This is a genomic window from Paraburkholderia sp. J67, assembly GCF_905220265.1.
Lineage (GTDB): Bacteria > Pseudomonadota > Gammaproteobacteria > Burkholderiales > Burkholderiaceae > Paraburkholderia.
Map to the genome: position 1 here is coordinate 1 of NZ_CAJMZK010000043.1, position 23,354 is coordinate 23,354.

The following is a 23,354-nucleotide window of genomic DNA, read 5'->3' on the forward strand; positions in this document are numbered from 1 at the left end:
AGCGGTCTTCGCTGCGCGTATCGCGGCAAACGAAGGGGGCGAATCTTAGCGCCAACAGCACCGCCCCGCAAGGGGGCGGTGCTGATATTTCGTCACTTCCCTGCGATAGCCTCGAGCGGTATCGCGTTCGCCATCGCCGCGTAGCCCGTATCGCTCGGATGAATGTGGTCACCGCTGTCGTACTCACGGCGCAGACGCAGCGGATCGGCCGGATCACGCAAGGCCGCGTCGAAGTCCACCACCCCGTCAAACTGCCCGCTCGTGCGAATCCACTGATTCACCTTCGCGCGAATCGCTTCGCGTTCGGGCGGCAGCGCTGCCGGCGTGATCGTCGCGCCAAGCAAGCGGACACCGCGCGCGTGCGCGGCTGCAATCACGCGTCGATACCCCGCGATCAGATCATCGGCATTGACCTGCGTGTGCGGGTAGTCGCAGTCGAGCCCTGCGCGCGGCGGCATCGACTGGAAGTTGATGTCATTGATGCCGATCAGCAGCACCGCCGTACGCACCCCTGCATGTCCAAGCGCGTCGCGCTGGAAGCGGCGCTCGAGCGCCTCTCCGTAGCACGGCGAATCGCTGAGCAGCCGGTTACCACTAATGCCGAGGTCGATCACCGCAAGATGCGCCCCCTGCTCGCGCGCGAGACGGCGCGCTAGCGCGTCCGGCCAGCGACGGTTTTCGTTCAGCGACGAGCGCATGCCATCGGTAATGGAGTCGCCGATCGCCGCGATCGTCTGCCCGCCAGGCGCCTCGACCGCCAGCCCCGTCACCCACGCGTATTGCGTGAAGCGCTGCACGAACGCCCCGCTCGACGGATTGGCGACATGGTCACCCGGCCGCGAGACGTAGTTCACCTGGCTCGACACACGATGCCAGGCCACCATCTTCTGTTCGGCTCCCATATAGCTGCTGATGGCATACGGCGCACCGCGCTTCAAGCCGATACGAACCGGATCGCTATCGAGCTCTCCACCAGGCGGCAGCGACACCGCCTCCCGGCCGCCGAAAGTCACCCGCACACTCTCGGCCTGACTCACCGCTGCGCCGCCCGCCGAGGGCGCGATCGCCATTGCCTGGATCACGAGCGGCGCACGGCCATAGAGATTGCTGATGCGCACACGCGCCACGTCGCCGCCGAGCGTCGGATAAACGATCTGACGAACCGTGCGGCCCGCAACTTCAGGCGCGCGATAAAGCGGCGGCAACGCATCACGTTGAGGAATGGACTGGAGCGCCGTGGCCCAACTCGTCACCCAATGGGCGCCGGAGGCTTGTGGGGCCGACTGCTGTGCAAAAACAGGCGCGGCGATGCCGATCGAAGCGATCAGCGCTGCGGTGGTAGCAAAGGAAATCTTCATGCGGGCGGGTGCGCGGGTGATCAGCAAAGCGCCCATTGTGCCCCATGCCCCGGATCGCAACCTTCCATCCTCCTGACAAGCCGCGCGGCGCAGAACGACACGACGTGCATACCCCAGATTTCCGCCAGAGGACGCGGCCTACGCACGAAAACTCCACTAAAACTCAAACAGAGCAATCCCGCGAGCTCCGCACCTCGTTCGCGCCCTTTTGCGCAAGCTCAAAATATTCATTTACCGACCGGTCGGTTGGTTTATACTGCACCCCACACCTAACACCGACGAGAGCGTCCCCATGTACACGCAATCCCTCGACATTCCAGGCAACGTCGCCCCGCTGGACGCGGCGGCGGCCTCGCCGGAGCAGGCGCAGTTCGACGCGATCATGGCCGTCGACGGCAAGATCGAGCCGCAGGACTGGATGCCCGACGCCTACCGCAAGACGCTGGTTCGCCAGATTTCGCAGCACGCGCATTCGGAAATCGTCGGCATGCTGCCCGAGGGCAACTGGATCAGCCGTGCGCCCAGCCTCAAGCGCAAGGCGATCCTGCTCGCCAAGGTGCAGGACGAAGCGGGCCATGGCCTCTATCTCTATAGCGCGGCGGAAACGCTGGGCGTCTCGCGCGATCAGCTGATCGATGCGCTGCACGCGGGCAAGGCCAAGTACTCGAGCATCTTCAACTACCCCACGCCCACATGGGCGGACGTCGGCGTGATCGGCTGGCTGGTCGACGGCGCCGCGATCATGAACCAGATTCCGCTGTGCCGCTGCACCTACGGCCCCTATGCGCGCGCCATGATCCGCATCTGCAAGGAAGAGTCGTTCCATCAGCGTCAGGGCTTCGACGCCCTGCTCGCCATGATGAGCGGCACCGATGCACAGCGCGAACTCGTCCAACAGGCCGTCAACCGCTGGTGGTGGCCGGTGCTGATGATGTTCGGCCCGGGCGATGCCGATTCGGTGCACAGCAACCAGTCGGCCAAATGGGGCATCAAGCGCATCTCGAATGACGACCTGCGCCAGAAGTTCGTCGATGCCACGGTCGACCAGGCCAAGGTGCTCGGCGTCACGCTGCCCGACCCGGATCTCAAGTGGAACGAGGCGCGCGGCCATCACGACTACGGCACGATCGACTGGGAAGAATTCTGGCGCGTCGTCAACGGCGACGGCCCGTGCAACCGCGAACGCCTCGGCACACGCGTAAAGGCCCACAACGAAGGCGCATGGGTGCGTGAAGCGGCCCTCGCCCACGCCGAAAAGCAGCGTCAGCGCGCGCAACAGCAGGCCGCCTGACCGACCGCAACGACCGAGACGAAAGAGACATCAGGAGATCAGAGATGAACAAGGAATGGCCGATCTGGGAAGTGTTCGTGCGCAGCAAGCAGGGCCTCGACCACAAGCACTGCGGCAGCCTGCACGCCGCCGACGCCTCGATGGCGCTGCGCATGGCGCGCGACGTCTACACGCGCCGTCAGGAAGGCGTGAGCATCTGGGTGGTGCCGTCGTCGGCGATCACGGCGTCCGATCCGAATGAAAAGGCCGAACTGTTCGAACCGGCTGGCGACAAGATCTACCGCCACCCGACGTTCTATACGCTGCCCGATGAAGTCAACCACATGTAAGAGCGCAACATGACGACGCCCACGCCCGAACAACTCGCGTACGTGCTGCGCCTCGCCGATACGGCGCTGATCCTCGGTCAGCGCAACACGGAATGGTGCGGCCACGGCCCGATCCTCGAAGAGGACATCGCGCTCGCCAATATGAGCCTCGACCTGATCGGTCAGGCGCGCCTGCTCTACACGCACGCCGCCACGCTCGAAAAGGCGCTCAACGGCCGCGAGCGCACCGAAGACGATTACGCCTACTTCCGCGCCGAGCGCGAGTTCGCGAATTACACGCTCGCCGAGCTGCCGCACTTCGGCCCGCTCGCCGGCACGACGCACTCGGCCAACGACTACGCCGTGACGATCGTGCGCAACTTCCTCTATGCGTCGCTGATGGCGCATCTGTGGACCGCGCTGCTGCGCTCCGCCGATCCCCAGTTGGCCGCAATCGCCGAGCGCTCGATCAAGGAAACGCGCTACCACGTGCATCACGCGCGCGAATGGCTGATCCGCTTCGGCGACGGCACCGAGGAATCGCACCGCCGCGCCCAGGACGCGCTCGACTGGCTGATGCCTTACACGCGCGAGTTCTTCAGCACGGACGCCGTGGAAGCCAGCGTGGCGGAAGCGGGCATCGCGCCGCTCACCGCGCAGCTGGAAGCCGCGTGGCGTGCCGACGTCGAAGCCGCCCTTGAAGAAGCCACGCTCACAGCCCCCGCGCCCGTGAAGCACGTCACGACCGGCAAGCTCGGCGAGCATTCGGAACACATGGGCTTCGTGCTCGCCGAAATGCAGAGCCTCGCGCGCCAGCATCCCGACGCGCGCTGGTAAGCGACGCAGCGAATCGGCCCAGGTATCAAGAGGACATGACGATGCAAACAACGGCAGACCGCGCGCTCGAACGCGCCTGGCAAGCACTCGAATCGGTGCCCGATCCGGAAATTCCGGTCGTGTCGATCCGCGAGCTTGGCATTCTGCGCGACGTGCGCCGCGCCGACGACGGCCACCTCGAAGTGGTCATCACGCCCACCTATTCGGGCTGCCCGGCGATGTCGCAGATCGCCGAAGACGTCGCGCACGCGCTCGACGCCGCGCAGATCGCGCCGTACCGCATCGCGACCACGCTCTCGCCCGCCTGGACCACCGACTGGATCACCGACGAAGCGCGCGAAAAGCTGCGCGCCTACGGCATCGCGCCGCCCACGGGCAACTGCGGTGGCGCGGCGCAAGGTGCCGGCGAACAGCCCATCACCTTCATGCCGAAGCTGCCCGCGCCCGTCTGCCCGCGCTGCGGCTCGAAGCACACCGAGCGCCTCGCGCAGTTCGGCTCGACCGCCTGCAAGGCGCTCTACCGTTGCATCGACTGCCGCGAACCCTTCGACTACTTCAAACCGTACTGATATGGCCACCCCGCAATTCCATTCGCTGCGCATCCGCGAAGTACGTCCCGAAACCGCCGACGCGGTCTCCGTCGCATTCGAGGTTCCGCCCGAGCTGCGCGACGCGTATCGCTTCACGCAAGGGCAGTTCGTCACGCTCAAGACCCACATCGACGGCGAAGAAACGCGCCGCTCGTACTCGATCTGCGTCGGCGTGACCGACTACGATCGCGACGGCGAGTTGCGCATCGGCATCAAGCGCGTGCGCGGCGGGCGGTTTTCGAACTTCGCGTTCGACCAGCTAGCTCCTGGTCACGAAATCGAGGTGATGACGCCGGACGGCCGCTTCTTCACGCACCTGAACGCCGAGCACGGCAAGCACTACGTGGCGTTCTCGGGCGGCTCGGGCATCACGCCGGTGCTGGCGATCATCAAGACGACGCTGGAAACCGAGCCGCGCAGCGCCTTCACGCTGGTCTACGGCAACCGCAGCGTGGACGCGATCATGTTCGCCGAGGATCTGGAAGACCTGAAGAACCGCTTCATGGATCGCTTCCGCCTCTACCACGTCCTCTCCGACGACTTGCAAGACGTTGAACTCTTCAACGGCGTACTCGATCAGGACAAGTGCGCGGCCTTCATCGAGTCGCTGCTGCCGGCCGAGGAAATCGACGAAGCCTTCATCTGCGGCCCCGGCCCGATGATGGATGCCGCCGAAGCCGCGCTCAAGGAGGCGGGCGTGGCGCCGCAGCAGGTACACGTCGAACGCTTCGGCTCGCCGCTGCCGCAGGCGGGCGTACCCGCGGTCGAAATCACCGAAAACACCCCGGCCGCCGATCTGGAGATCGTGATCGACGGCAAGAAGCGCAAGCTGCGCCTGCCCTACGAGGGCGTGAGCCTGCTCGACGTCGGCCTGAAGGCCGGCCTCGCGCTGCCCTACGCGTGCAAGGGTGGCGTGTGCTGCACCTGCCGCGCGAAGGTGCTCGAAGGCGAGGTGAAGATGGACAAGAACTACACGCTCGAAGAGCAGGAAGTGAAGGACGGCTTCGTGCTGACCTGCCAGTGCCATCCGGTCAGCGAGCGCGTGGTGGTCAGTTTCGACGAACGATAAGCCGATCGGCAAAAAAAGCGCCGGATGGCATAACCTGGCGCTTCGGGGGTCTGTTCGCTTCACCAATAGAACTTAGAGCAACAGTACGCTTTCGGCGCTCAGGCGATCCGCTTACACTAGGGGCCGCCCGCGAGTGGTGCAGCGCAGCGCTGCATCGGTGCGGGCGGCCCTTTGTCTTGTGCAGCCGTCGCGCACTGTTGACAGTTACTAGTCGTTCAAGGCGTTCATGGTGAGCGCAACGAGTTGTCGATGACCACGATTCACCTCATCCACGGCGAGCCGGCAGCGGCCGCGCTGCGTCAGGCCCTGCAGGCACGCCAGCCCATGACGGCGGCGAGCGCTTCGGCCGAGCGCGTGATCGCACTGGCCGACGACCTCACGGTCGGGCCGCTGCGTGACATCGACGCCGAGGGCAATCCAGGTGCGGCGCAGCGCGCGGCGTTCTGGCAGCGCATCGACGGCGTGCCGGCGACGCTCGCGCAGGACGATTGCGCGGCGCTCGTGGCGCTGGAGGACGAGAACGACGCAAACGCCCACGTGGTGATCTGGCACACGCACGACGCCGCCGACCAGCTCGCACTGCGGCGCGTCTGCTACCGGCTGCGCAATGCGCCGCAGCGCCTGAACGAAGTCCGCCTGGCCGCCGCCGATCTGGCGACTCTAGCCGACAACCCGGGCGAAGCCGTCGCACGCCTGCAAGTCCGCCTGCCGGATGCCGCGCCGATCTCGGTGCTGCGCATCACGCGCCTCGCGCTCGAATGGCAGGAGGCGAAGTTCGCCAATGGCGAGACGCGCCGCTGGCGCGACAACACTTTTACGAGCGGCACCTGGGCCGATCTCGACGCGCTCATTCTCGACATCCTGGGTGAAGCCGCAGCACCGAGCGAGCCCTGGCTCGCCTGCGATACGCTCGGCGCGGCGCTCGTGCGCGGCGGCGCGGGCTTCACGGTCGGCGAACCGGTCGTACTCTGGCGCCTGCGCGAGCTGGCCGCGGCGGGCGAACTGCGACTGCGCGACGACCTGTGCGCCGCCCGCACCGGCGCGCCGGCCCAGGACCCGCGCACCGCACGCCCCATCTCGGTGCACGCCGCCGCGCACCTGTCCCTTTCCCGCTGATCCCTTGCTGAATCCCTGCTGATATTTATGGCCCGTACCCGAGCGCCCGACCACGAAACCCAGCGCGACCAGATCCTCGAACTGGCCGCGGCCAAATTCGCCCAGACGAGCTATCCGAGTACGTCGATGTCCGACCTCGCAGCAGCGAGCGGCACCTCGAAGGCGCGCCTCTATCACTACTACGAGAGCAAGGAAGCGATCCTTTTCGATCTGCTCGACCGCTACACCAAGCGGCTGATGTTGATCATCGCCGAGGTGGAAGGCGCGAGCCAGCGGCGCGGCCTAGACGAACGCGAGTGCTTCGCCGAACTGATCCGCGCGTTTCTCGCCGAGTACGAGACCTCGCACAGCCGCCATGTAGCCCTGCTCAACGACGTGAAATACCTCGTCGATGCGCAGCGCGAAATCGTCCTGAACCGCCAGCGCGACGTGGTCGCCGCCTTTACCCGCCAGCTTGCGCGCGCCTACCCTGGCCGCGTGACGGCGGAGAACCAGACCGCGCTGACCATGATGCTGTTCGGCATGATCAACTGGACGTTCACCTGGCTCAAGCCGGGCGGCCGCATGGGCTACCGCGACTTCGCCGAACAGGTGATCGCCGTCATGGATCACGGACTTCAGAACGCCTGAGGCCTGCCGTATTTTCGGGCCAGATTGATGCACCGCAACATGATGTGCAGTCACAACAGTTGACGCGTCAAGCTATTCAGCCCGGATACCCATTAAAAATCAAATAGTTACGCGTCTAAATTTATTAATTAGGCGCAACACTCAAATCCGTAATCCGGGTTTTCCCTAGATCGCACCCAGGGTTTCCGCTAGAATTCGTTTTGCGGCGCATCATGCATGCGCCGCGTTTCGTATTTCAGGGAGAACCCACCATGACCACGATTTCGACCCAAGCCAACGAGCCGATCCTCGCATCCGCTCGCCCGCTGACGTCCGGACATTCGCCGGCTATGGTGCGCGTGCTCACCTCGGCCGACCGCGAACGCCTGCTCGCGCACTTTCTCACGCTCGATAGCGACGACCGCCTGCTGCGTTTCGGCCAGGCCGCGCCCGACCACGTGATCGAGAACTACGTGCGCTCGATGGACTTCACGCGCGACACCGTGTTCGGCGTGTTCGACCATCAACTGCAACTCGTGGGCGTCGGCCATCTGGCCTATCTGCCGGCGGACGGCAACGGCCGCACGGCCGAGTTCGGCGTGTCGGTGCTGGAAAGCGCGCGCGGCCAGGGCATCGGCTCGAAGCTGTTCGAGCGCGCCGCCATCCGCAGCCGCAACACGCACGTGACCACGCTGTACATGCACTGCCTGTCGCGCAACTCGACGATGATGCACATCGCCAAGAAGTCGGGCATGAAGATCGAGTACGCCTACGGCGAAGCCGACGCGTATCTCTCGCTCGAACCGGCCGACCAGAGCAGCATCATCGCGGAAATGCTCCAGGAGCAGGCCGCCGTGTTCGACTACGCGCTCAAACGTCAGGCTCGCAACGCATCGAAACTGATCGAGACCATGCTGCCGCAAGCGATCGCGGCATGACTCCTGCCCCGGCAGGGTTGAACACGAATTAAAAAAAGCGGCTGAGGCCGCTTTTTTTACGTCTTGGGGATCGGCAGCGCCGTGGTCTCCTTGAAGGTCTGCAGGGAGAAGCTGGAACGCACGTCGATCACCGACGGATGGTGCAGCAACTGATCCTGCACGAAGCGCGAGAAGTGCGCCATGTCCTCCACCTGCACGCGCAGCAGGAAATCCATATCGCCCGTCATCGCGTGGCAGGCCACCACTTCCGGCCAGGTCTGCACCGCCGCGCGAAACAGCTCCGCGTGCGTGACCCCTTCGCGCCCCGACGCCGTCGGCCCGCGCTTTTCCAGCCGCACGTTCACATAGGCGAGCAGATCGAGGCCGAGTTGCTGCGCGTCGAGCAACGCGACATAGGTGCGGATCACCCCGCTCTCCTCCAGCCGACGGATGCGCCGCAAACAGGGGCTGGGCGACAGATTCACACGCTCGGCGATCTCCTGATTCGAGAGCCGGCCATTTTCCTGAAGAATCGCCAGAATTCGCCGGTCGATTGCGTCCAGTTCGATGCTCGCCATTTTCTGCCGTCCCATAGTGATATGAGGGCAGTTTATAGCTCAAATAGCCAGCCACACGATTAAGTTCGCAAGTTTTCGCCCAAACCCCACAGCTACACTTTGCCGCATGTGATCACCGACTTCATCGCCGAATTCAACCATTCGATCGACATCAAGGAGACAACCATGCAGGTCCCCACCTGGGAGAACCCCGTCGGCACTGACGGCTTCGAATTCATCGAATACACCGCGCCGGACCCCGTGGCGCTGGGCAAGCTGTTCGAGCGCATGGGCTTCACCGCCGTCGCGCGCCACCGTCACAAGGATGTGACGCTTTACCGTCAGGGCGACATCAACTTCATCGTCAACGGCGAGCCCGATTCGTTCGCCCAGCGCTTCGCGCGCCTGCATGGCCCGTCGATCTGCGCGATCGCGTTCCGCGTGGACGACGCCGCCAAGGCCTACAAGCACGCGCTCGATCTGGGCGCCTGGGGCTTCGACAACAAGACCGGCCCGATGGAGCTGAACATCCCGGCCATCAAGGGGATTGGCGACTCGCTGATTTACTTCGTGGACCGCTGGCGTGGCAAGAACGGTGCGGCGCCGGGCAGTATCGGCGACATCAGCATCTATGACGTCGATTTCGTGCCGATCGAAGGCGCGGACCAGAACCCGGTCGGCCACGGCCTGACCTACATCGACCACCTGACGCACAACGTCCATCGTGGCCGTATGGCTGAGTGGGCGGAGTTCTACGAGCGCCTGTTCAACTTCCGCGAAATCCGCTACTTCGACATCGAAGGCAAGGTGACGGGCGTGAAGTCGAAGGCGATGACCTCGCCGTGCGGCAAGATTCGCATCCCGATCAACGAGGAAGGCGGCGAGACGGCCGGCCAGATCCAGGAATACCTCGACGCCTATCACGGCGAGGGCATCCAGCACATCGCGCTCGGCACCAACGACATCTACGGGACGGTCGATGGCCTGCGCGCCTCGAAAATCGCGCTGCTCGATACGATCGACACGTATTACGAACTGGTGAACCGCCGCATTCCCGGCCACACCGAGCCGCTCGACGAACTGAAGAAACGCAAGATCCTGATCGACGGCCTGCCGGAAGACCTGCTGTTGCAGATCTTCACGGAGAACCAGATCGGCCCGATCTTCTTCGAAATCATCCAGCGCAAGGGCAATCAGGGCTTCGGCGAGGGCAATTTCAAGGCGCTGTTCGAGTCGATCGAACTCGATCAGATTCGCCGCGGCGTGGTGCAGGACAAGGCGTAAGCCTCATGCCGGTTAGCGCGCGGTAATCGGGTAGTAAACGCAAAAAGGGCGAAGATCACGCGATCTTCGCCCTTTTTAGTTTTCGAGCCCGGCGCCGCACACCTCGGTGGCGGACTCTGGTGAATGGGATGTCGCGAGGATCAGCGCAACATCGTCGTGAAACCTTTAGCGCTTAGCGCTCGGCCTTGGTGGCCAGTACGGCATTCGCATCGACCTTCGCGCACAGCGTGTACTGCGCGCACGACGTCGTTGCATTCGCCGCGCTCTGGGTGCGGGCGTTCGAATGCAGGGGCGCGCTCATGGCGAAGAACGCAGCCGAAACCGTCAGGAAGGTCTGGATATGTCGATTGTTCATCTTATGTACTCCTTTTTTCAGACTTGCTCTCACTGAGCTCTCCACGTTAGCACCCCAATAATGGATGGGCGCCACGCGGTTCGCACAGGTGAGGGAGTTAGACAGGATATTCAAGACCGGTTCCCCGTCAGTGCAACATTTACACGATGTTACGTGGCACTCAATTCCGATACATCCTTTGTTACACGGGCCCCGCGAGCCTGAGGCGAGTCACGGCGCCGCAGTCGGAATAACGGATGCAACACGTCGGATTTCGCCGCTTTTATGGGGCGGAACGCGCGCAGCGGCGGGTTTGTCCGAGTGCTACTATCGAAAAAAAGACGCCAATATGGCGAGCCCGGCCAACGCATTCACAAGATGCAGCGGCCACCCGAAAGTTCTGGCGATCCCACAACGGATTGGTTGGATGGAGGAAGACAAATAATGAATGCCCCGCTAGACGCAGGTCAGCGCGCTTCGCTCGAAGCCGCACTCGCTTCCGTCACGCTCGACGATAAATACACCCTCGAACGCGGCCGCGCGTACATGAGCGGCATCCAGGCGCTGGTCCGCCTGCCGATGCTGCAACAGGAACGCGACAAGGCCGCCGGTCTCAATACCGCGGGGTTCATCTCAGGCTATCGCGGCTCGCCTCTGGGCGGTCTCGATCAGTCGCTCTGGAAGGCGAAGCAGCATCTCGCCGCCCATGGCATCGTTTTTCAGCCCGGCGTCAACGAAGACCTCGCCGCGACCGCCGTCTGGGGTTCGCAGCAGGTGAACCTGTATCCGTCGGCGAAATACGAAGGCGTGTTCTCGATGTGGTACGGCAAGGGCCCCGGCGTCGACCGCTGCGGCGACGTGTTCAAGCACGGCAACTCGGCCGGCTCGTCGCGTCACGGCGGCGTGCTCGTGCTCGCCGGCGACGACCATGCGGCCAAGTCTTCGACGCTCGCGCACCAGTCGGAGCACATCTTCAAGGCCTGCGGCCTGCCGGTGCTGTTCCCATCGAACGTGCAGGAATATCTCGATTTCGGCCTGCACGGCTGGGCGATGAGCCGCTACTCCGGCCTCTGGGTCGCGATGAAGTGCGTGACCGACGTGGTGGAATCGTCGGCATCGGTCGAGATCGATCCGTATCGCACGCGCATCGTGCTGCCTGAAGATTTCCTGATGCCCGAGGGCGGCCTGAACATCCGCTGGCCCGATCCGCCGCTCGTGCAGGAAGCGCGGCTGCTCGACTACAAGTGGTACGCGGCGCTCGCCTACGTGCGCGCCAACAAGCTCGACCGCATCGAGATCGATTCGCCGCAGGCGCGCTTCGGCATCATGACCGGCGGCAAGGCCTATCTGGACGTGCGCCAGGCGCTTACCGATCTGGGTCTGGACGACGAAACCTGCTCGCGCATTGGCATTCGCCTCTACAAGGTCGGCTGCGTGTGGCCGCTCGAAGCGCAAGGCGCGCATGCGTTCGCGCGCGGGCTCGAAGAGATTCTCGTGGTCGAGGAAAAGCGCCAGATCCTCGAATACGCGATCAAGGAAGAGCTGTACAACTGGCCCGACGCGCAGCGCCCGCGCGTGTACGGCAAATTCGACGAGAAGGACGGCGCCGGCGGCGAATGGTCCGTGCCGATGGGCAACTGGCTCCTGCCCGCGCACTACGAACTCTCGCCCGCGATCATCGCCAAGGCGATCGCCACGCGTCTGGACAAGCTCGATCTGCCGTCCGACGTGCGCGCGCGCATTGCGGCGCGCATCGCCGTGATCGAGGCGAAGGAAAGAGCGCTCGCGAAGCCGCGCGTGCAGGTCGAGCGCAAGCCGTGGTTCTGCTCGGGTTGCCCGCACAACACGTCGACCAACGTGCCGGAAGGCTCGCGCGCGATGGCCGGCATCGGCTGTCACTATATGACCGTGTGGATGGACCGCAGCACCAGCACCTTCAGCCAGATGGGCGGCGAGGGTGTGGCCTGGGTCGGCCAGGCGCCGTTCTCGAACGACAAGCACGTGTTCGCGAATCTTGGCGACGGCACCTACTTCCACTCTGGCCTGCTCGCGATCCGCGCCGCCATCGCCTCGAAGGCGAACATCACCTACAAGATCCTCTACAACGACGCGGTCGCCATGACGGGCGGCCAGCCCGTCGACGGCGTGCTGACGATTCCGCAGATCACGCACCAGCTCGCCTCGGAAGGCGCGGCGAAGATCGTGATCGTGACCGACGATCCTGAAAAGTACGACGGCGAAGTCACGGCGAAGCTCGCGCCGGGCGTGACGATCCACCATCGCGACCAGCTCGACGCGATGCAGCGCGAGCTGCGCGAAATCGCCGGCACGACCATCCTGATCTACGACCAGACCTGCGCCACGGAAAAGCGCCGCCGCCGCAAACGCGGCACGTATCCGGATCCGGCGAAGCGCGTAGTGATCAACGAGGCCGTTTGCGAAGGCTGCGGCGATTGCTCGGTGCAGTCGAACTGCCTCTCGGTGGAGCCGCTCGACACCGAGTACGGTACGAAGCGCCAGATCAACCAGTCCACCTGCAACAAGGACTACTCGTGCGTGAACGGCTTCTGCCCGAGCTTCGTGACCGTCGAAGGCGGCCAGTTGCGCAAGCCGAAGACCGACCGCGTCGCGAACGAGGCGATGCCGCCGGTCCCAACGCCCGACGTGCCCGCCATCGGCCGCCCCTACGGCGTGCTCGTCACGGGCGTGGGCGGCACCGGCGTGGTGACGATCGGCGCGCTGCTCGGCATGGCCGCGCACCTCGAAGCCAAGGGCGTGACCGTGCTCGACGTGACCGGCCTCGCACAAAAGGGCGGCGCCGTGATGAGCCACGTGCAGATCGCCAACCGCCCCGCCGACATCCACGCCACCCGCATCGCAATGGGCGAAGCGAGTCTCGTGATCGGCTGCGACGCCATCGTCACGGCAGGCGACGACTGCGTCTCGCGCATGCAGGCCGGGCAAACGCACGTCGTGCTCAACAGCGCGGCCACGCCGACGGCCGAGTTCATCAAAAACCCGCAGTGGCAATTCCCGGGTTCGAACACCGAAGCCGACGTGCGCGCGGCAGCGGGCGCGGACAACGTCGCCATCGTCGATGCCAACCGCTACGCGCTCGCGCTGCTGGGCGACGCGATCTACACGAACCCGTTCGTGCTCGGTTATGCGTGGCAAAAGGGCTGGCTGCCGCTCACGCACGAATCGCTCACGCGCGCGATCGAGTTGAACGCGGTGCAGGTCGAGAAGAATCTCGCGGCGTTCGAATGGGGCCGCCGCGTCGCGCACGATCGCGCGGCCGTCGACGCGCTGGCGAAGAAGCCTTCGACCGAGTCCAACGCCGCAGGCGCGAAGATCGTCTCGCTCCATTCGCCGAAGGCGCTCGATGCGTTGATCGAGAAGCGTGCGCAGTATCTCGTCGCGTACCAGAACGAGGCCTATGCGCAGCGTTATCGCGCATTCGTCGAGGACGTGCGCCGTGCGGAATCGAAGCTCGAACGCGCGGATGGCCAGCAGGCGCTCACGGAAGCCATCGCGAAGAACCTGCACAAGCTGATGGCCTACAAGGACGAGTACGAAGTCGCGCGTCTTTATGCCGATCCGGCTTTCGTCGAGAAGATCAAGGCGAGCTTCGAAGGCGACTGGAAACTCAACTTCCATCTCGCGCCGCCCTCGATCGCGAAGCACGACGACAAAGGCCGTCTGCAGAAGAAGCAGTACGGTCCGCGCATGCTCACAGCCATGCGTGTGCTCTCGAAGCTCAAGTTCCTGCGCGGCACGGGGCTCGACCCGTTCGGTCGCACCGAGGAACGCCGCCACGAACGCGCGCTGATCGCCGAGTATGAAACGCTGATGCGTGAAGTGATCGGCGGGTTGAGCGAGGCGAATCTGCCGCTCGCGCTGGAACTGGCGAATCTGCCCGACGCGATTCGCGGCTATGGCCACGTGAAGGAGAACAACCTCAAGGCCACGCGTACGAAGTGGGCCACGCTGCTCGCGAAGTGGCGCTCGCCGGAGAATGGCGCGGCGCGGCACGCAGCTTGAGGGTTTGGCTTGAGGGTTCGTTGAAGCAGTAAAAACAAAGGGCGCTCCGTGCAATACGGAGCGCCCTTTTCACATCAGGCGATCAACAAAAGCGCAGCCTTACTTCGCTGCCGCCTTGTTCACAGCAGCATTGGCCGAAGCCACCGCCGTCATGTTGATGATGCGTCGCACCGTCGCCGCCGGCGTGAGGATGTGCACCGGCTTCGAAGCGCCCAGCAGGAACGGGCCGACCGTCACGCCTTCGCCGCCGATCGTCTTCAGCAGGTTGTACGCGATGTTCGCCGCTTCCACGTTCGGCATGATCAGCAGGTTCGCTTCGCCCGTGAGCGTCGTGCCCGGGAACGACTGCTTGCGGATCAGCTCGGAGAGCGCTGCGTCGCCGTGCATTTCGCCATCGACTTCGAGTTGCGGTGCGCGTTGCGCGAGCAGTTCGCGCGCAGCCTGCATGCGCTGCGACGTCGACGAACGCACGCTGCCGAAATTCGACGACGACAGCAGCGCGACCTTCGGCGTGATGCCGAACTTCTCGATCTCGCGCGCGGCGAGGATCGTCATGTCTGCGAGCTGTTCGGCGCTCGGCACTTCGTTCACGTAGGTGTCGCTGATGAACAGGTTGCGGCCCGGCAGCATCAGCAGGTTCATGGCCGCGTAGTTTTCGGCTTCCTTAGCCTTGCCGAACACCTGCTCGACGAACTTCAGGTGGTAGTCGAAGCTGTTGAGCAGACCGCAGATCATGCCGTCGGCGTCGCCCAGATGCACGAGGATCGCGCTGATCAGCGTGTTGAACTTGCGCATCGAGGCCTTCGCCACTTCCGGCGTGATGCCCTGGCGCGCGCCCAGTTCGTGATACGCCTGCCAGCTCTTCTGGAAGCGCGGATCGTCCTCCGGATCGACGATCTCGAAGTCGGTGCCCGCACGCAGCTTCGAGCCCATCTTCTTCAGACGCATTTCAACGACCGACGGGCGGCCGACGATGATCGGACGCGCAATCTTTTCCGTCAGCACGAATTGCGCCGCGCGCAGCACGCGCTCGTCCTCGCCTTCCGCGAACACGATGCGCGCGTTGTTGGCCTTGGCCGCCGCGAACACCGGACGCATCACCATGCCCGTACGATAGACGGTCGCGCCCAGCTGCTCGCGGTACGCATCCATGTCTTCGATCGGGCGCGTGGCCACGCCCGAATCCATCGCGGCTTGCGCGACAGCCGGCGCGATCTTGATGATCAGGCGCGGATCGAAAGGCTTCGGAATCAGGTATTCCGGGCCGAATTCGAGCGTGTGGCCTTCATAGGCCTTCGCCACTTCGTCGCCCTGGTCGGTTTCTTCCGCGAGTTCGGCAATCGCGCGCACGCACGCGAGCTTCATCTCTTCCGTGATGGTCGTCGCGCCCACATCCAGCGCGCCGCGGAAGATGAACGGGAAGCACAGCACGTTGTTGACCTGGTTCGGGTAGTCCGAACGGCCGGTGGCGATGATCGCGTCCGGGCGCACACGCTTGGCTTCTTCCGGGCGGATTTCCGGTTCCGGATTTGCCAGCGCCAGAATCAGCGGCGTGGTGCCCATGTCGACGACCATCTCGGCCTTCAGCACGCCTGCGCTCGAGCAGCCGAGGAACACGTCCGCGCCCTTGATGGCGTCGGCGAGCGTGCGCGCTTCGGTGTGCGCCGCGTAGCGCTGCTTCGACGGATCAAGGTTGCCGCGACCCTCAAAGATCACGCCCTTCGAATCCGTGACGAGGATGTTTTCCTTCTTCGCGCCGAGCTTGACCAGCAGGTCCAGACAGGCGATCGCCGCCGCGCCCGCACCCGAGCACACCAGCTTGATGCTGCCCAGTTCCTTGCCCACGACCTTCAGGCCGTTGAGGATGGCCGCCGAAGCAATGATCGCCGTGCCGTGCTGGTCGTCGTGGAAGACGGGGATCTTCATGCGCTCGCGCAGCTTCTGCTCGATGTAGAAGCACTCGGGCGCCTTGATGTCTTCGAGGTTGATGCCGCCGAGCGTGGGCTCGAGCATCGCGATGGCTTCGACGAGCTTGTCCGGGTCCGATTCGTCGAGTTCGATGTCGAACACGTCGATGCCGGCGAACTTCTTGAAGAGGCACCCCTTGCCTTCCATCACCGGCTTGGCCGCGAGCGGGCCGATGTTGCCGAGACCGAGCACGGCCGTGCCGTTGGTCACGACGCCGACGAGGTTGCCGCGCGAGGTGTACTTCTGCGCGTCGAGCGGATCGGCGTGGATCGCTTCGCACGCGGCGGCGACACCCGGCGAATACGCGAGCGAGAGGTCGAGCTGGTTCGAGAGCGGTTTGGTCGGCGTGACCGAAATCTTGCCGGGCTTCGGATTCTGGTGATAAGCGAGCGCGCTTTGCTTCAGTTGTTCATCCATTTTCGGGCCTGCCAGACGTGAGAGACGAGAGGAATGTTTATGTTCGTAGTCCCGCCGATTTGCTCGACTCGTGCTCAGCGCGTGCGCATCGGCTTCGACAGCGACGCGCCCGGTTCACAGGCGAAACGACGCCGGCAAAAAAGCGGGGCAATTAGTGTACACCTCGTAATGTTCGAGGCGACTTGGGTCAAAGACTGATACCGGAGATTTGTGGTGCGTGCGCTTCGCATCGAAAGCGTCGCGCTGCGAGGCGCAAGCCCACGGCCTGCGCGCACGCATTGACGGCATATGGACGGCGTACGGCGCATTTGTCGAATCGGTGCGTAACAATGCGTGCGGTTCGCGACACGGGCGCCACATCGCGAGCCCCGTCGCGCAAGGCGTCATCCACGCGATTATTGCGACGTCGTGACGCCCTTGTTGCAGACTCGCGGCACGTCATGCCGGTTGATTCGGCAAGGAGTGCGGCGTTGCGCCGCACCCTGGGGCGCAAAAGCGGCCTTGCCGACAGCCTTATTCGAGCGCGGCGCCGCGCCGTTCAGGAATCAGAAACAGCGTGGCGAGGATGTCGAGCACGTAGATCGCGGCCAGCATGCCGAGCGCCACCGTGAACGAATAGCGCGCGGCGAGCGCACCAACCGCGAGCGGCCCGAAGCCGCCCACCGCCCGGCCGATGTTGAACAGCACGTTCTGCGCAGTGGCGCGCGCGGCGGTCGGATAGAGCTCGGAAATGAGCGCGCCATAGCCGCCGATCATGCCGTTGACGAACACGCCCATGACTGCGCCGCCGATCAGGAGCGCGAGCGGCGCGCTCAGGTGCGCGTAGACGAACACCATCACCACCGCGCCCACCTGATAGACGAGAAACGTCGGCCGGCGGCCGAAGCGGTCGGCGGCCACGCCAAAGAGCCAGATGCCGAATGCCATGCCCGCCACGGTCGCGGCGGTCCAGAAGCCGGACTTCGTCAGCGAGTAGCCAAAGGACTTCGAGAGATAGGCGGGCAGCCAGATCATCAGGCCGTAATAGCCGAAGTTCTGCACCGAGCAGAGCACCGCCACGCCCAGACTCGCGCGCGCCGTGCGGGCGTCGGCGACCAGCAGGCGCAGCGCACGCGGCTTCTCGTGCGGCGCGGCCTGTGCCACGCGCTCACGGTGCGCGACGAAAAGCCCGGGTTCCTCCACGCGCCGCCGCACCACAAACGACGCCACGGCCGGCAGCAGGCCGACCGCGAACATGCCGCGCCAGCCGATCACCGGCAACAGCCACGGCGTGAGCAGCGCCGCCGCGAGCACGCCCACCTGCCAGCCCAGCCCGACATAGGACGATGCCCGCGCACGCAGCCGCGCGGGCCAGGCCTCGGCGACCAGCGCCATGCCGATACCGAACTCGCCGCCCAGGCCAATCCCCGCGATCGTGCGATAGACGAGCAGATCGGCGTAACCGCGCGAGAGCGCGCACATTCCAGTGAAGACGGCGAACAGCAGAATGGTCCAGGTGAGCACGCGCACGCGGCCGAAGCGGTCAGAGAGAAGGCCGAACACGATGCCGCCCACGACCGCGCCCACCAGCGTCCAGGTGACGAGCGAACCGGCCTGCGCGCCCGTCAGATGCAGTTCCGCGCCGATGGCGGGCAGCATGAAGCCGAGCATCAGCAGATCGAAACCGTCCATCGCGTAGCCGAGCACCGAGGCGATCAGCGCCCGGATGGCGTGCCCACCCGGCGCGCCGTCATGGTCCGCGTGGGCGATCGCGGCAGGCGCGAAGGCGGTATCGGCGATATCGTCGGGCGCCGATTCCGGCTGCGAAGCGGAACCAGATGGGGAACGGGAAGCAAGAGGCATGGCGAAAGATCCTGTGCTGGGCGCTAGCCCGACGAAAACCGGCGAGAGTTTACTGGTGTGTTCTCGCCGTCACAACCAACGCCGCCCGCCCGATCGCGCCCTACAAGCGCTGCGACATCGGACCCGGACGACTGACAGCGCGACTCGTCGGCAACCGTCAAGTCGGGTAAAATACCGGCCTACGCGCGCAAGAGAAGCCGTCCGGACCGAGCGGGCCGCCTGAAGCCAAACTTCAGACGACCAACGCCTTCCGGGCCGCGCACCGCGGGTTCCGATGCAACGCCATCCAGACTCGCCGTGCCAGCGCCACCGGGCCCAGCGCCCACCCTCCTCCGCATATTCATATCCAAGGATTCGCCCATGACAGGCTACGATCGCCAGACGATCTCGGACGCAACCGCGAAAATGCTGCTCGAAGTGAAGGCTGTTCACTTCAACGCGGAAAAGCCCTTCATCTTCACTTCCGGCTGGGCGAGCCCGGTCTATATCGACTGCCGCAAGCTGATCTCGTATCCGCGCGTGCGCCGCGGCCTGATGGAAATGGCCGAAGCGACGATCCTGCGCGACATCGGCTACGAGCAGATCGACGCTGTCGCCGGCGGCGAAACCGCGGGCATCCCGTTCGCGGCATGGCTCTCGGACCGCCTGATGGTGCCGATGCAGTACGTTCGCAAGAAGCCGAAGGGCTTTGGCCGTAACGCGCAGATCGAAGGTCTGCTCACCGAAGGCCAGCGCGTCCTGCTCGTCGAAGACCTGACCACGGACAGCCGCAGCAAGATCAACTTCGTCAACGCGCTGCGTACCGCAGGCGCGCAGGTGAACCACTGCTTCGTGCTGTTCCACTACAACATCTTCAAGGAAAGCGTCTCGGTCCTGAAGGACATCGACGTCGATCTGCACGCGCTCGCCACGTGGTGGGACGTGCTGCGCGTCGCCAAGGCATCGGGCTACTTCGAAACCAAGACGCTCGACGAAGTCGAGAAGTTCCTGCACGCACCGGCCGAATGGTCGGCGGCGCACGGCGGCGCGACCTCGGCACCGCAATAAGCGCGTTGCGGGCGACTCACCTGACAGCGTGAGCCGCCTGCCGTCGCAGCAAAAAGGCCATCCGCCTCATCGGCGGATGGCCTTTTTTCATTCTCGCCCTTTCTCACCCTTTCTCGCCCTATAAGCGGGCCGGCACATGGCTCAGGGCGTCACCTTGCTCCCAAGCCCATCGTCGGGCGCATGCGAGGACAGATTGAGCAGACCATTGCTCTGCGCGTACTGGAACAGTTCGGAATCGCGATCGAGCCCGAGCTTGCGCATCGCCGTATTCTTCTGCGTGCTGATCGTCTTGATGCTGCGGTTGAGCTTCTCGGAGATTTCCTTGATCGTCATGCCCGACACGAACAGCCGCACTACTTCGAGTTCGCGCTTGGACAGGATCACTTCATCGTTTTTCCCGCCGCTGTTGATCCGCAACGATTCGAGCGCGAGCTTCACCTGCGGGCTCATGTATTCGAGGCTGCGGCTCACATGCTGAACCGCGAGGCCGATGTGACTCAGATCGTCGGACTTGTGGACCACGGCGATCACGCCCAGTTCGCCCAGCCGTTTCAGCAGCGCGGCATTTTCAAGCATCGTCAGGACGACGATGGGAACATCCGGAAAATTGCGGCGCAAATAGCCGATGAGCGGCAGGCCGTCGCCATACTGACCGCCCGGCATCGCCAGGTCCGTCACGAGCACGTCGCACGGCGTCGTCTGTAGCGCCTTGATCAGTTCGGTGGACTGACGGGCTCGGGCTACAACCTGAATACCCGGAAACTTCAGAAGCGCATGCTCCGCACCGAACAAGATCACCGGATGATCGTCCGCGACTACGACCCTGATTGGCTGCTGCTGCATTACCCCTCCGTGGAGACAGTCCTGCTCGTCATTGATTTTTGAGTGCCCCGTGTATCCCCGGAACCGCGCATTCCCCGATGCTCCGGAAAGCTCGCGACTATAGCCGATTTCCTCGTGCAACCCCTCGTCGCGGGCCCAGAACTCAAGCTCTGAATACCGATATATTGAACGATATTCGATCCAGGACACAATTCGAAGCAAACCGTCAGAAGTTCGTCAGTGGTCTTTAACAAACATACAGGAGAACTGGCCGATGCACGGCACTGACGCCACACCCTATCGTACTGCGCCTCAGAGCGAAGATTCCACCGTCAGATTCATCCGCGCCCGGCGTGCACACGCGCGCACGTTGCGCCTTGGCGCCGCCATGCTTGCCGTCCTGTCCGGCGTCGTTATCAACGCACATAACGCACAGGCGCAGGATGCTTTTGTGCTCAGCAGCACGAATTTTCGAAACAGCGGGAGCGTCGCAGCACCTCAGGTCTTTAATCAGGATAGCTGCACGGGCGGCAATCGTTCGCCGCAATTGACATGGCGCAATGCGCCACCGGGCACACGCAGCTATGCAGTGACGATCTTCGACCCCGATGCGTCGAGCCGCGGCTGGTGGCACTGGGCCGTCGCCAATATTCCCGCGCACGTACACACACTGCCGGAAAACGCCAGTGCATCGGGCGCACTTGGCAAGCTGGGCGCCATCGAGGCGCGCAACGATTTCGGCGGCGAAAGCTACGGTGGTCCATGCCCGCCGCCTGGCAAACCCCATCGTTATGTTGTGACCCTCTACGCGCTGAAAGTGGACAAGCTCGCGCTCGTCGCTGGCCGCCCCGCGACGATGTTCGAGCACGAGATCGAAGACGCCATGCTCGGCAGTGCGAAACTCACCGTCACCTACGGCCGCTGACGCTGACACGCAACGGTGCAATACGTTTGCAATCGCCGCGCGAACTGAACGGATTGCATCGGGGACCGAATTACTGTCCTTCCACGCAGCGTGCGCATCGATCGACAGGCGTACGCGCCCAGGCGGCTACCATGTGACGGCGCAGCCAATTCACCGCGGCGCGTCCTGACTTCCGACCTTCATCTGGAGTGCTCCATGTCCCGCATCGTCGTTGCTTATCACAGTGGCTACGGCCATACGAAGAAACTCGCCGAAGCCGTGTTCGCCGGTCTACAGGACGCGGGCGCGCATGCGACGCTGCTGGCCGTCGCCGACATCGACGACGCCGGCTGGGCCGATCTCGACGCTGCCGACGCCATTGTGTTCGGCGCGCCGACCTACATGGGCGGCCCGGCCGCCGAATTCAAGAAGTTCGCCGACGCAAGTTCCAAGGCCTGGTTCACACAGAAGTGGAAGGACAAGATCGCGGCGGGCTTCACCAATTCGGCGACGATGAACGGCGACAAGTTCTCGACAATCCAGTATTTCGTGACGCTCGCAATGCAGCACAGCATGATCTGGACGGGCACCGGCATGATGCCGTCGAACACCAAGGCCGCCACGCGCAACGACCTGAATTTCGTGGGCGGCTTCACGGGCCTGCTCGCGCAGTCCCCCGCCGACGCCACGCCGGAGGAAGCGCCGCCGCCCGGCGACCTCGAAACCGCGAAGGCGTTTGGCGCGCGCGTGGCGGCCGTGACCGCGCGCTGGCTGGCCGGGCGCAGCGCTGCCGCCTGATGTTTGCCTGAGCAGGCGCCGCCTGCCCGCGCGAACGCCTGACTGGCGTTCGCGCCCTGAAACCGCTTCTACAGGCTCAGGTCTTATCCGTACGGGTAACGCCCGATTTTTTTCCCGCTCGCGTCACACGTGCAACGGCATACGGTCTTAAAATACCGTTCCCGCGCCGTATCGGTGATCGCCGCGCAACCTTGGGCTGCGTGGCGGGCGGCGCCCGCAATCCCCGCGTTTCAGAGGAAACGAGATGAGCACGAAAGTTTTTGTCGACGGACAGGAAGGCACGACCGGCCTGAAGATTTTTGAATACCTGTCGCAGCGCGCCGACGTCGAGATCCTGCGGATCGACGAGGCCAAGCGTAAGGACGTCGAGGAACGCCGCCGTCTCATCAACGCGTCGGATGTGACCTTCCTTTGCCTGCCGGACGTCGCCTCGCGCGAGTCGGCCACGCTCGTCGACAACGACCGCACGGTGCTGATCGACGCAAGCACGGCATTCCGCACCCACGCCGACTGGGCTTACGGCCTGCCCGAACTGACCAAAGCGCAGCGCGAGAAAGTGCGCAGCGCCAAGCGCATCGCGGTGCCGGGCTGCCACGCGTCGGCCTTCGTGCTGGCAATGCGTCCGCTCGTCGAAGCGGGCCTGGTCGCCCCTGAGTTTGCGGCGCATAGCTACTCGCTCACCGGCTACAGCGGCGGCGGCAAGTCGATGATTGCGGAGTACGAAGCGGGCGGCAACGCGAAGCTCATGAGCCCGCGTCCGTATGCGCTCGGCCTCAAGCACAAGCATCTGCCGGAAATGGCGTTCCACGGCGGCCTCAAGAGCGCGCCCGTGTTCACGCCGATCGTCGGCCCGTTCTACAAGGGTCTGGCGGTCACGACCTATTACTCGCCGAGCCAGCTCACGCGCGCCGCGAAGCCCGAAGACGTGCTCGCGCTCTACGCCGAGTACTACGCGGGCGAGAAGTTCGTGCGCGTGATGCCGTTCAACACCGAAGCCAACCTCGACAACAACGCGTTCGACGTGCAGGCCAACAACGATACGAACCGCGTCGACCTGTTCGTGTTCGGCAACGAGGAGCAATTCGTGACCGTCGCGCGCCTCGACAACCTGGGCAAGGGCGCATCGGGCGCGGCGGTCCAGTGTATGAATCTGGCGATTGGCGCTGCTGAAGATGAGGGTCTGAAGGGCTGAGCCTTCCCCTGACGGAATCGCGAATACAAAAAAACCCGGCGCTGCAAAGTGCC

At 64.2% G+C, this 23,354-nt stretch carries 20 protein-coding genes; 14 read left to right on the top strand and 6 right to left on the bottom strand.

Translation table 11 applies throughout. From position 1 onward, the window contains the following. Positions 1 to 92 precede the first annotated feature (92 nt). Positions 93 to 1,358 (bottom strand): SGNH/GDSL hydrolase family protein, encoded by a 1,266-nt coding sequence (locus U5782_RS39285; protein ID WP_322049251.1) that lies wholly within the window; start codon positions 1,356 to 1,358, stop codon positions 93 to 95. Positions 1,359 to 1,650: 292 nt separating this feature from the next. Here U5782_RS39285 and paaA point away from each other — a divergent pair, with 292 nt between their 5' ends. The 8 genes from paaA to U5782_RS39325 all read left to right on the top strand — a co-directional run bounded on the left by paaA (position 1,651) and on the right by U5782_RS39325 (position 8,116). After that, a complete protein-coding gene (gene paaA / locus U5782_RS39290; RefSeq protein WP_322049252.1) occupies positions 1,651 to 2,649 on the top strand; it encodes a 1,2-phenylacetyl-CoA epoxidase subunit PaaA in 999 nt (332 codons plus the stop codon). A gap of 44 nt (positions 2,650 to 2,693) precedes the next feature. After that, on the top strand, positions 2,694 to 2,978 hold the full coding sequence (gene paaB, locus U5782_RS39295) for a 1,2-phenylacetyl-CoA epoxidase subunit PaaB (RefSeq protein WP_010092957.1): 285 nt from the start codon (positions 2,694 to 2,696) through the stop codon (positions 2,976 to 2,978). A gap of 9 nt (positions 2,979 to 2,987) precedes the next feature. Then, positions 2,988 to 3,794 carry a 1,2-phenylacetyl-CoA epoxidase subunit PaaC gene (paaC, locus tag U5782_RS39300; protein WP_322049253.1) on the top strand — a complete coding sequence of 269 codons (807 nt, stop codon included), beginning with the start codon at positions 2,988 to 2,990 and terminating at the stop codon, positions 3,792 to 3,794. A gap of 35 nt (positions 3,795 to 3,829) precedes the next feature. Next, on the top strand, positions 3,830 to 4,363 hold the full coding sequence (gene paaD / locus U5782_RS39305; protein ID WP_322049254.1) for a 1,2-phenylacetyl-CoA epoxidase subunit PaaD: 534 nt from the start codon (positions 3,830 to 3,832) through the stop codon (positions 4,361 to 4,363). A gap of 1 nt (position 4,364) precedes the next feature. Further along, positions 4,365 to 5,453, top strand: a complete 1,089-nt coding sequence (paaE, locus tag U5782_RS39310; protein ID WP_322049255.1) for a 1,2-phenylacetyl-CoA epoxidase subunit PaaE — start codon at positions 4,365 to 4,367, stop codon at positions 5,451 to 5,453. 249 nt (positions 5,454 to 5,702) lie between these two features. Further along, positions 5,703 to 6,569, top strand: a complete 867-nt coding sequence (locus tag U5782_RS39315; RefSeq protein WP_322049256.1) for a DUF1835 domain-containing protein — start codon at positions 5,703 to 5,705, stop codon at positions 6,567 to 6,569. A 27-nt stretch (positions 6,570 to 6,596) separates the two neighbouring features. Continuing rightward, positions 6,597 to 7,199: a TetR/AcrR family transcriptional regulator gene (locus U5782_RS39320; RefSeq protein ID WP_322049257.1), complete on the top strand. Its 603-nt coding sequence runs from the start codon at positions 6,597 to 6,599 to the stop codon at positions 7,197 to 7,199. Between the two features lie 251 nt (positions 7,200 to 7,450). Then, complete coding sequence (locus U5782_RS39325; protein ID WP_322049258.1) at positions 7,451 to 8,116, top strand: GNAT family N-acetyltransferase; 666 nt, start codon at positions 7,451 to 7,453, stop codon at positions 8,114 to 8,116. 56 nt (positions 8,117 to 8,172) lie between these two features. On the opposite strand, the gene U5782_RS39330 is transcribed toward U5782_RS39325, so the two are convergent. Continuing rightward, complete coding sequence (locus tag U5782_RS39330; RefSeq protein WP_322049259.1) at positions 8,173 to 8,673, bottom strand: Lrp/AsnC family transcriptional regulator; 501 nt, start codon at positions 8,671 to 8,673, stop codon at positions 8,173 to 8,175. 165 nt (positions 8,674 to 8,838) lie between these two features. Here U5782_RS39330 and hppD point away from each other — a divergent pair, with 165 nt between their 5' ends. Continuing rightward, entirely contained in the window at positions 8,839 to 9,936 is a 1,098-nt protein-coding gene (gene hppD / locus U5782_RS39335) for a 4-hydroxyphenylpyruvate dioxygenase (protein WP_322049260.1), read from the top strand. Positions 9,937 to 10,108: 172 nt separating this feature from the next. Here the strand turns inward: hppD and U5782_RS39340 are convergent, their stop codons facing one another. Further along, complete coding sequence (locus U5782_RS39340; RefSeq protein ID WP_322049261.1) at positions 10,109 to 10,291, bottom strand: hypothetical protein; 183 nt, start codon at positions 10,289 to 10,291, stop codon at positions 10,109 to 10,111. Between the two features lie 423 nt (positions 10,292 to 10,714). On the opposite strand from U5782_RS39340, the gene U5782_RS39345 reads away from it, so the two are divergent. Further along, positions 10,715 to 14,311 (top strand): indolepyruvate ferredoxin oxidoreductase family protein, encoded by a 3,597-nt coding sequence (locus U5782_RS39345; protein ID WP_322049262.1) that lies wholly within the window; start codon positions 10,715 to 10,717, stop codon positions 14,309 to 14,311. Positions 14,312 to 14,410: 99 nt separating this feature from the next. Here U5782_RS39345 and U5782_RS39350 read toward each other — a convergent pair whose 3' ends face one another. Next, positions 14,411 to 16,696, bottom strand: a complete 2,286-nt coding sequence (locus U5782_RS39350) for an NADP-dependent malic enzyme (RefSeq protein WP_322049263.1) — start codon at positions 16,694 to 16,696, stop codon at positions 14,411 to 14,413. A gap of 513 nt (positions 16,697 to 17,209) precedes the next feature. Next, positions 17,210 to 18,538, bottom strand: coding sequence for an MFS transporter (locus U5782_RS39355; protein ID WP_322049264.1), 1,329 nt, complete (start codon positions 18,536 to 18,538; stop codon positions 17,210 to 17,212). A gap of 360 nt (positions 18,539 to 18,898) precedes the next feature. Here U5782_RS39355 and U5782_RS39360 point away from each other — a divergent pair, with 360 nt between their 5' ends. Then, the gene (locus tag U5782_RS39360) at positions 18,899 to 19,585 is read left to right on the top strand and encodes an orotate phosphoribosyltransferase (RefSeq protein WP_322049265.1); all 687 of its coding nucleotides are present in this window, start codon (positions 18,899 to 18,901) and stop codon (positions 19,583 to 19,585) included. A 141-nt stretch (positions 19,586 to 19,726) separates the two neighbouring features. On the opposite strand, the gene U5782_RS39365 is transcribed toward U5782_RS39360, so the two are convergent. Beyond that, on the bottom strand, positions 19,727 to 20,428 hold the full coding sequence (locus U5782_RS39365; protein ID WP_322049266.1) for a response regulator transcription factor: 702 nt from the start codon (positions 20,426 to 20,428) through the stop codon (positions 19,727 to 19,729). Between the two features lie 367 nt (positions 20,429 to 20,795). On the opposite strand from U5782_RS39365, the gene U5782_RS39370 reads away from it, so the two are divergent. From U5782_RS39370 to argC, 3 genes are all read left to right on the top strand, one after another. Continuing rightward, positions 20,796 to 21,332 carry a YbhB/YbcL family Raf kinase inhibitor-like protein gene (locus U5782_RS39370; RefSeq protein WP_322049293.1) on the top strand — a complete coding sequence of 179 codons (537 nt, stop codon included), beginning with the start codon at positions 20,796 to 20,798 and terminating at the stop codon, positions 21,330 to 21,332. 195 nt (positions 21,333 to 21,527) lie between these two features. Next, a complete protein-coding gene (locus U5782_RS39375) occupies positions 21,528 to 22,109 on the top strand; it encodes a flavodoxin family protein (protein ID WP_322049267.1) in 582 nt (193 codons plus the stop codon). A 244-nt stretch (positions 22,110 to 22,353) separates the two neighbouring features. After that, positions 22,354 to 23,301, top strand: coding sequence for an N-acetyl-gamma-glutamyl-phosphate reductase (gene argC, locus U5782_RS39380; RefSeq protein ID WP_322049268.1), 948 nt, complete (start codon positions 22,354 to 22,356; stop codon positions 23,299 to 23,301). Positions 23,302 to 23,354: the final 53 nt, after the last annotated feature.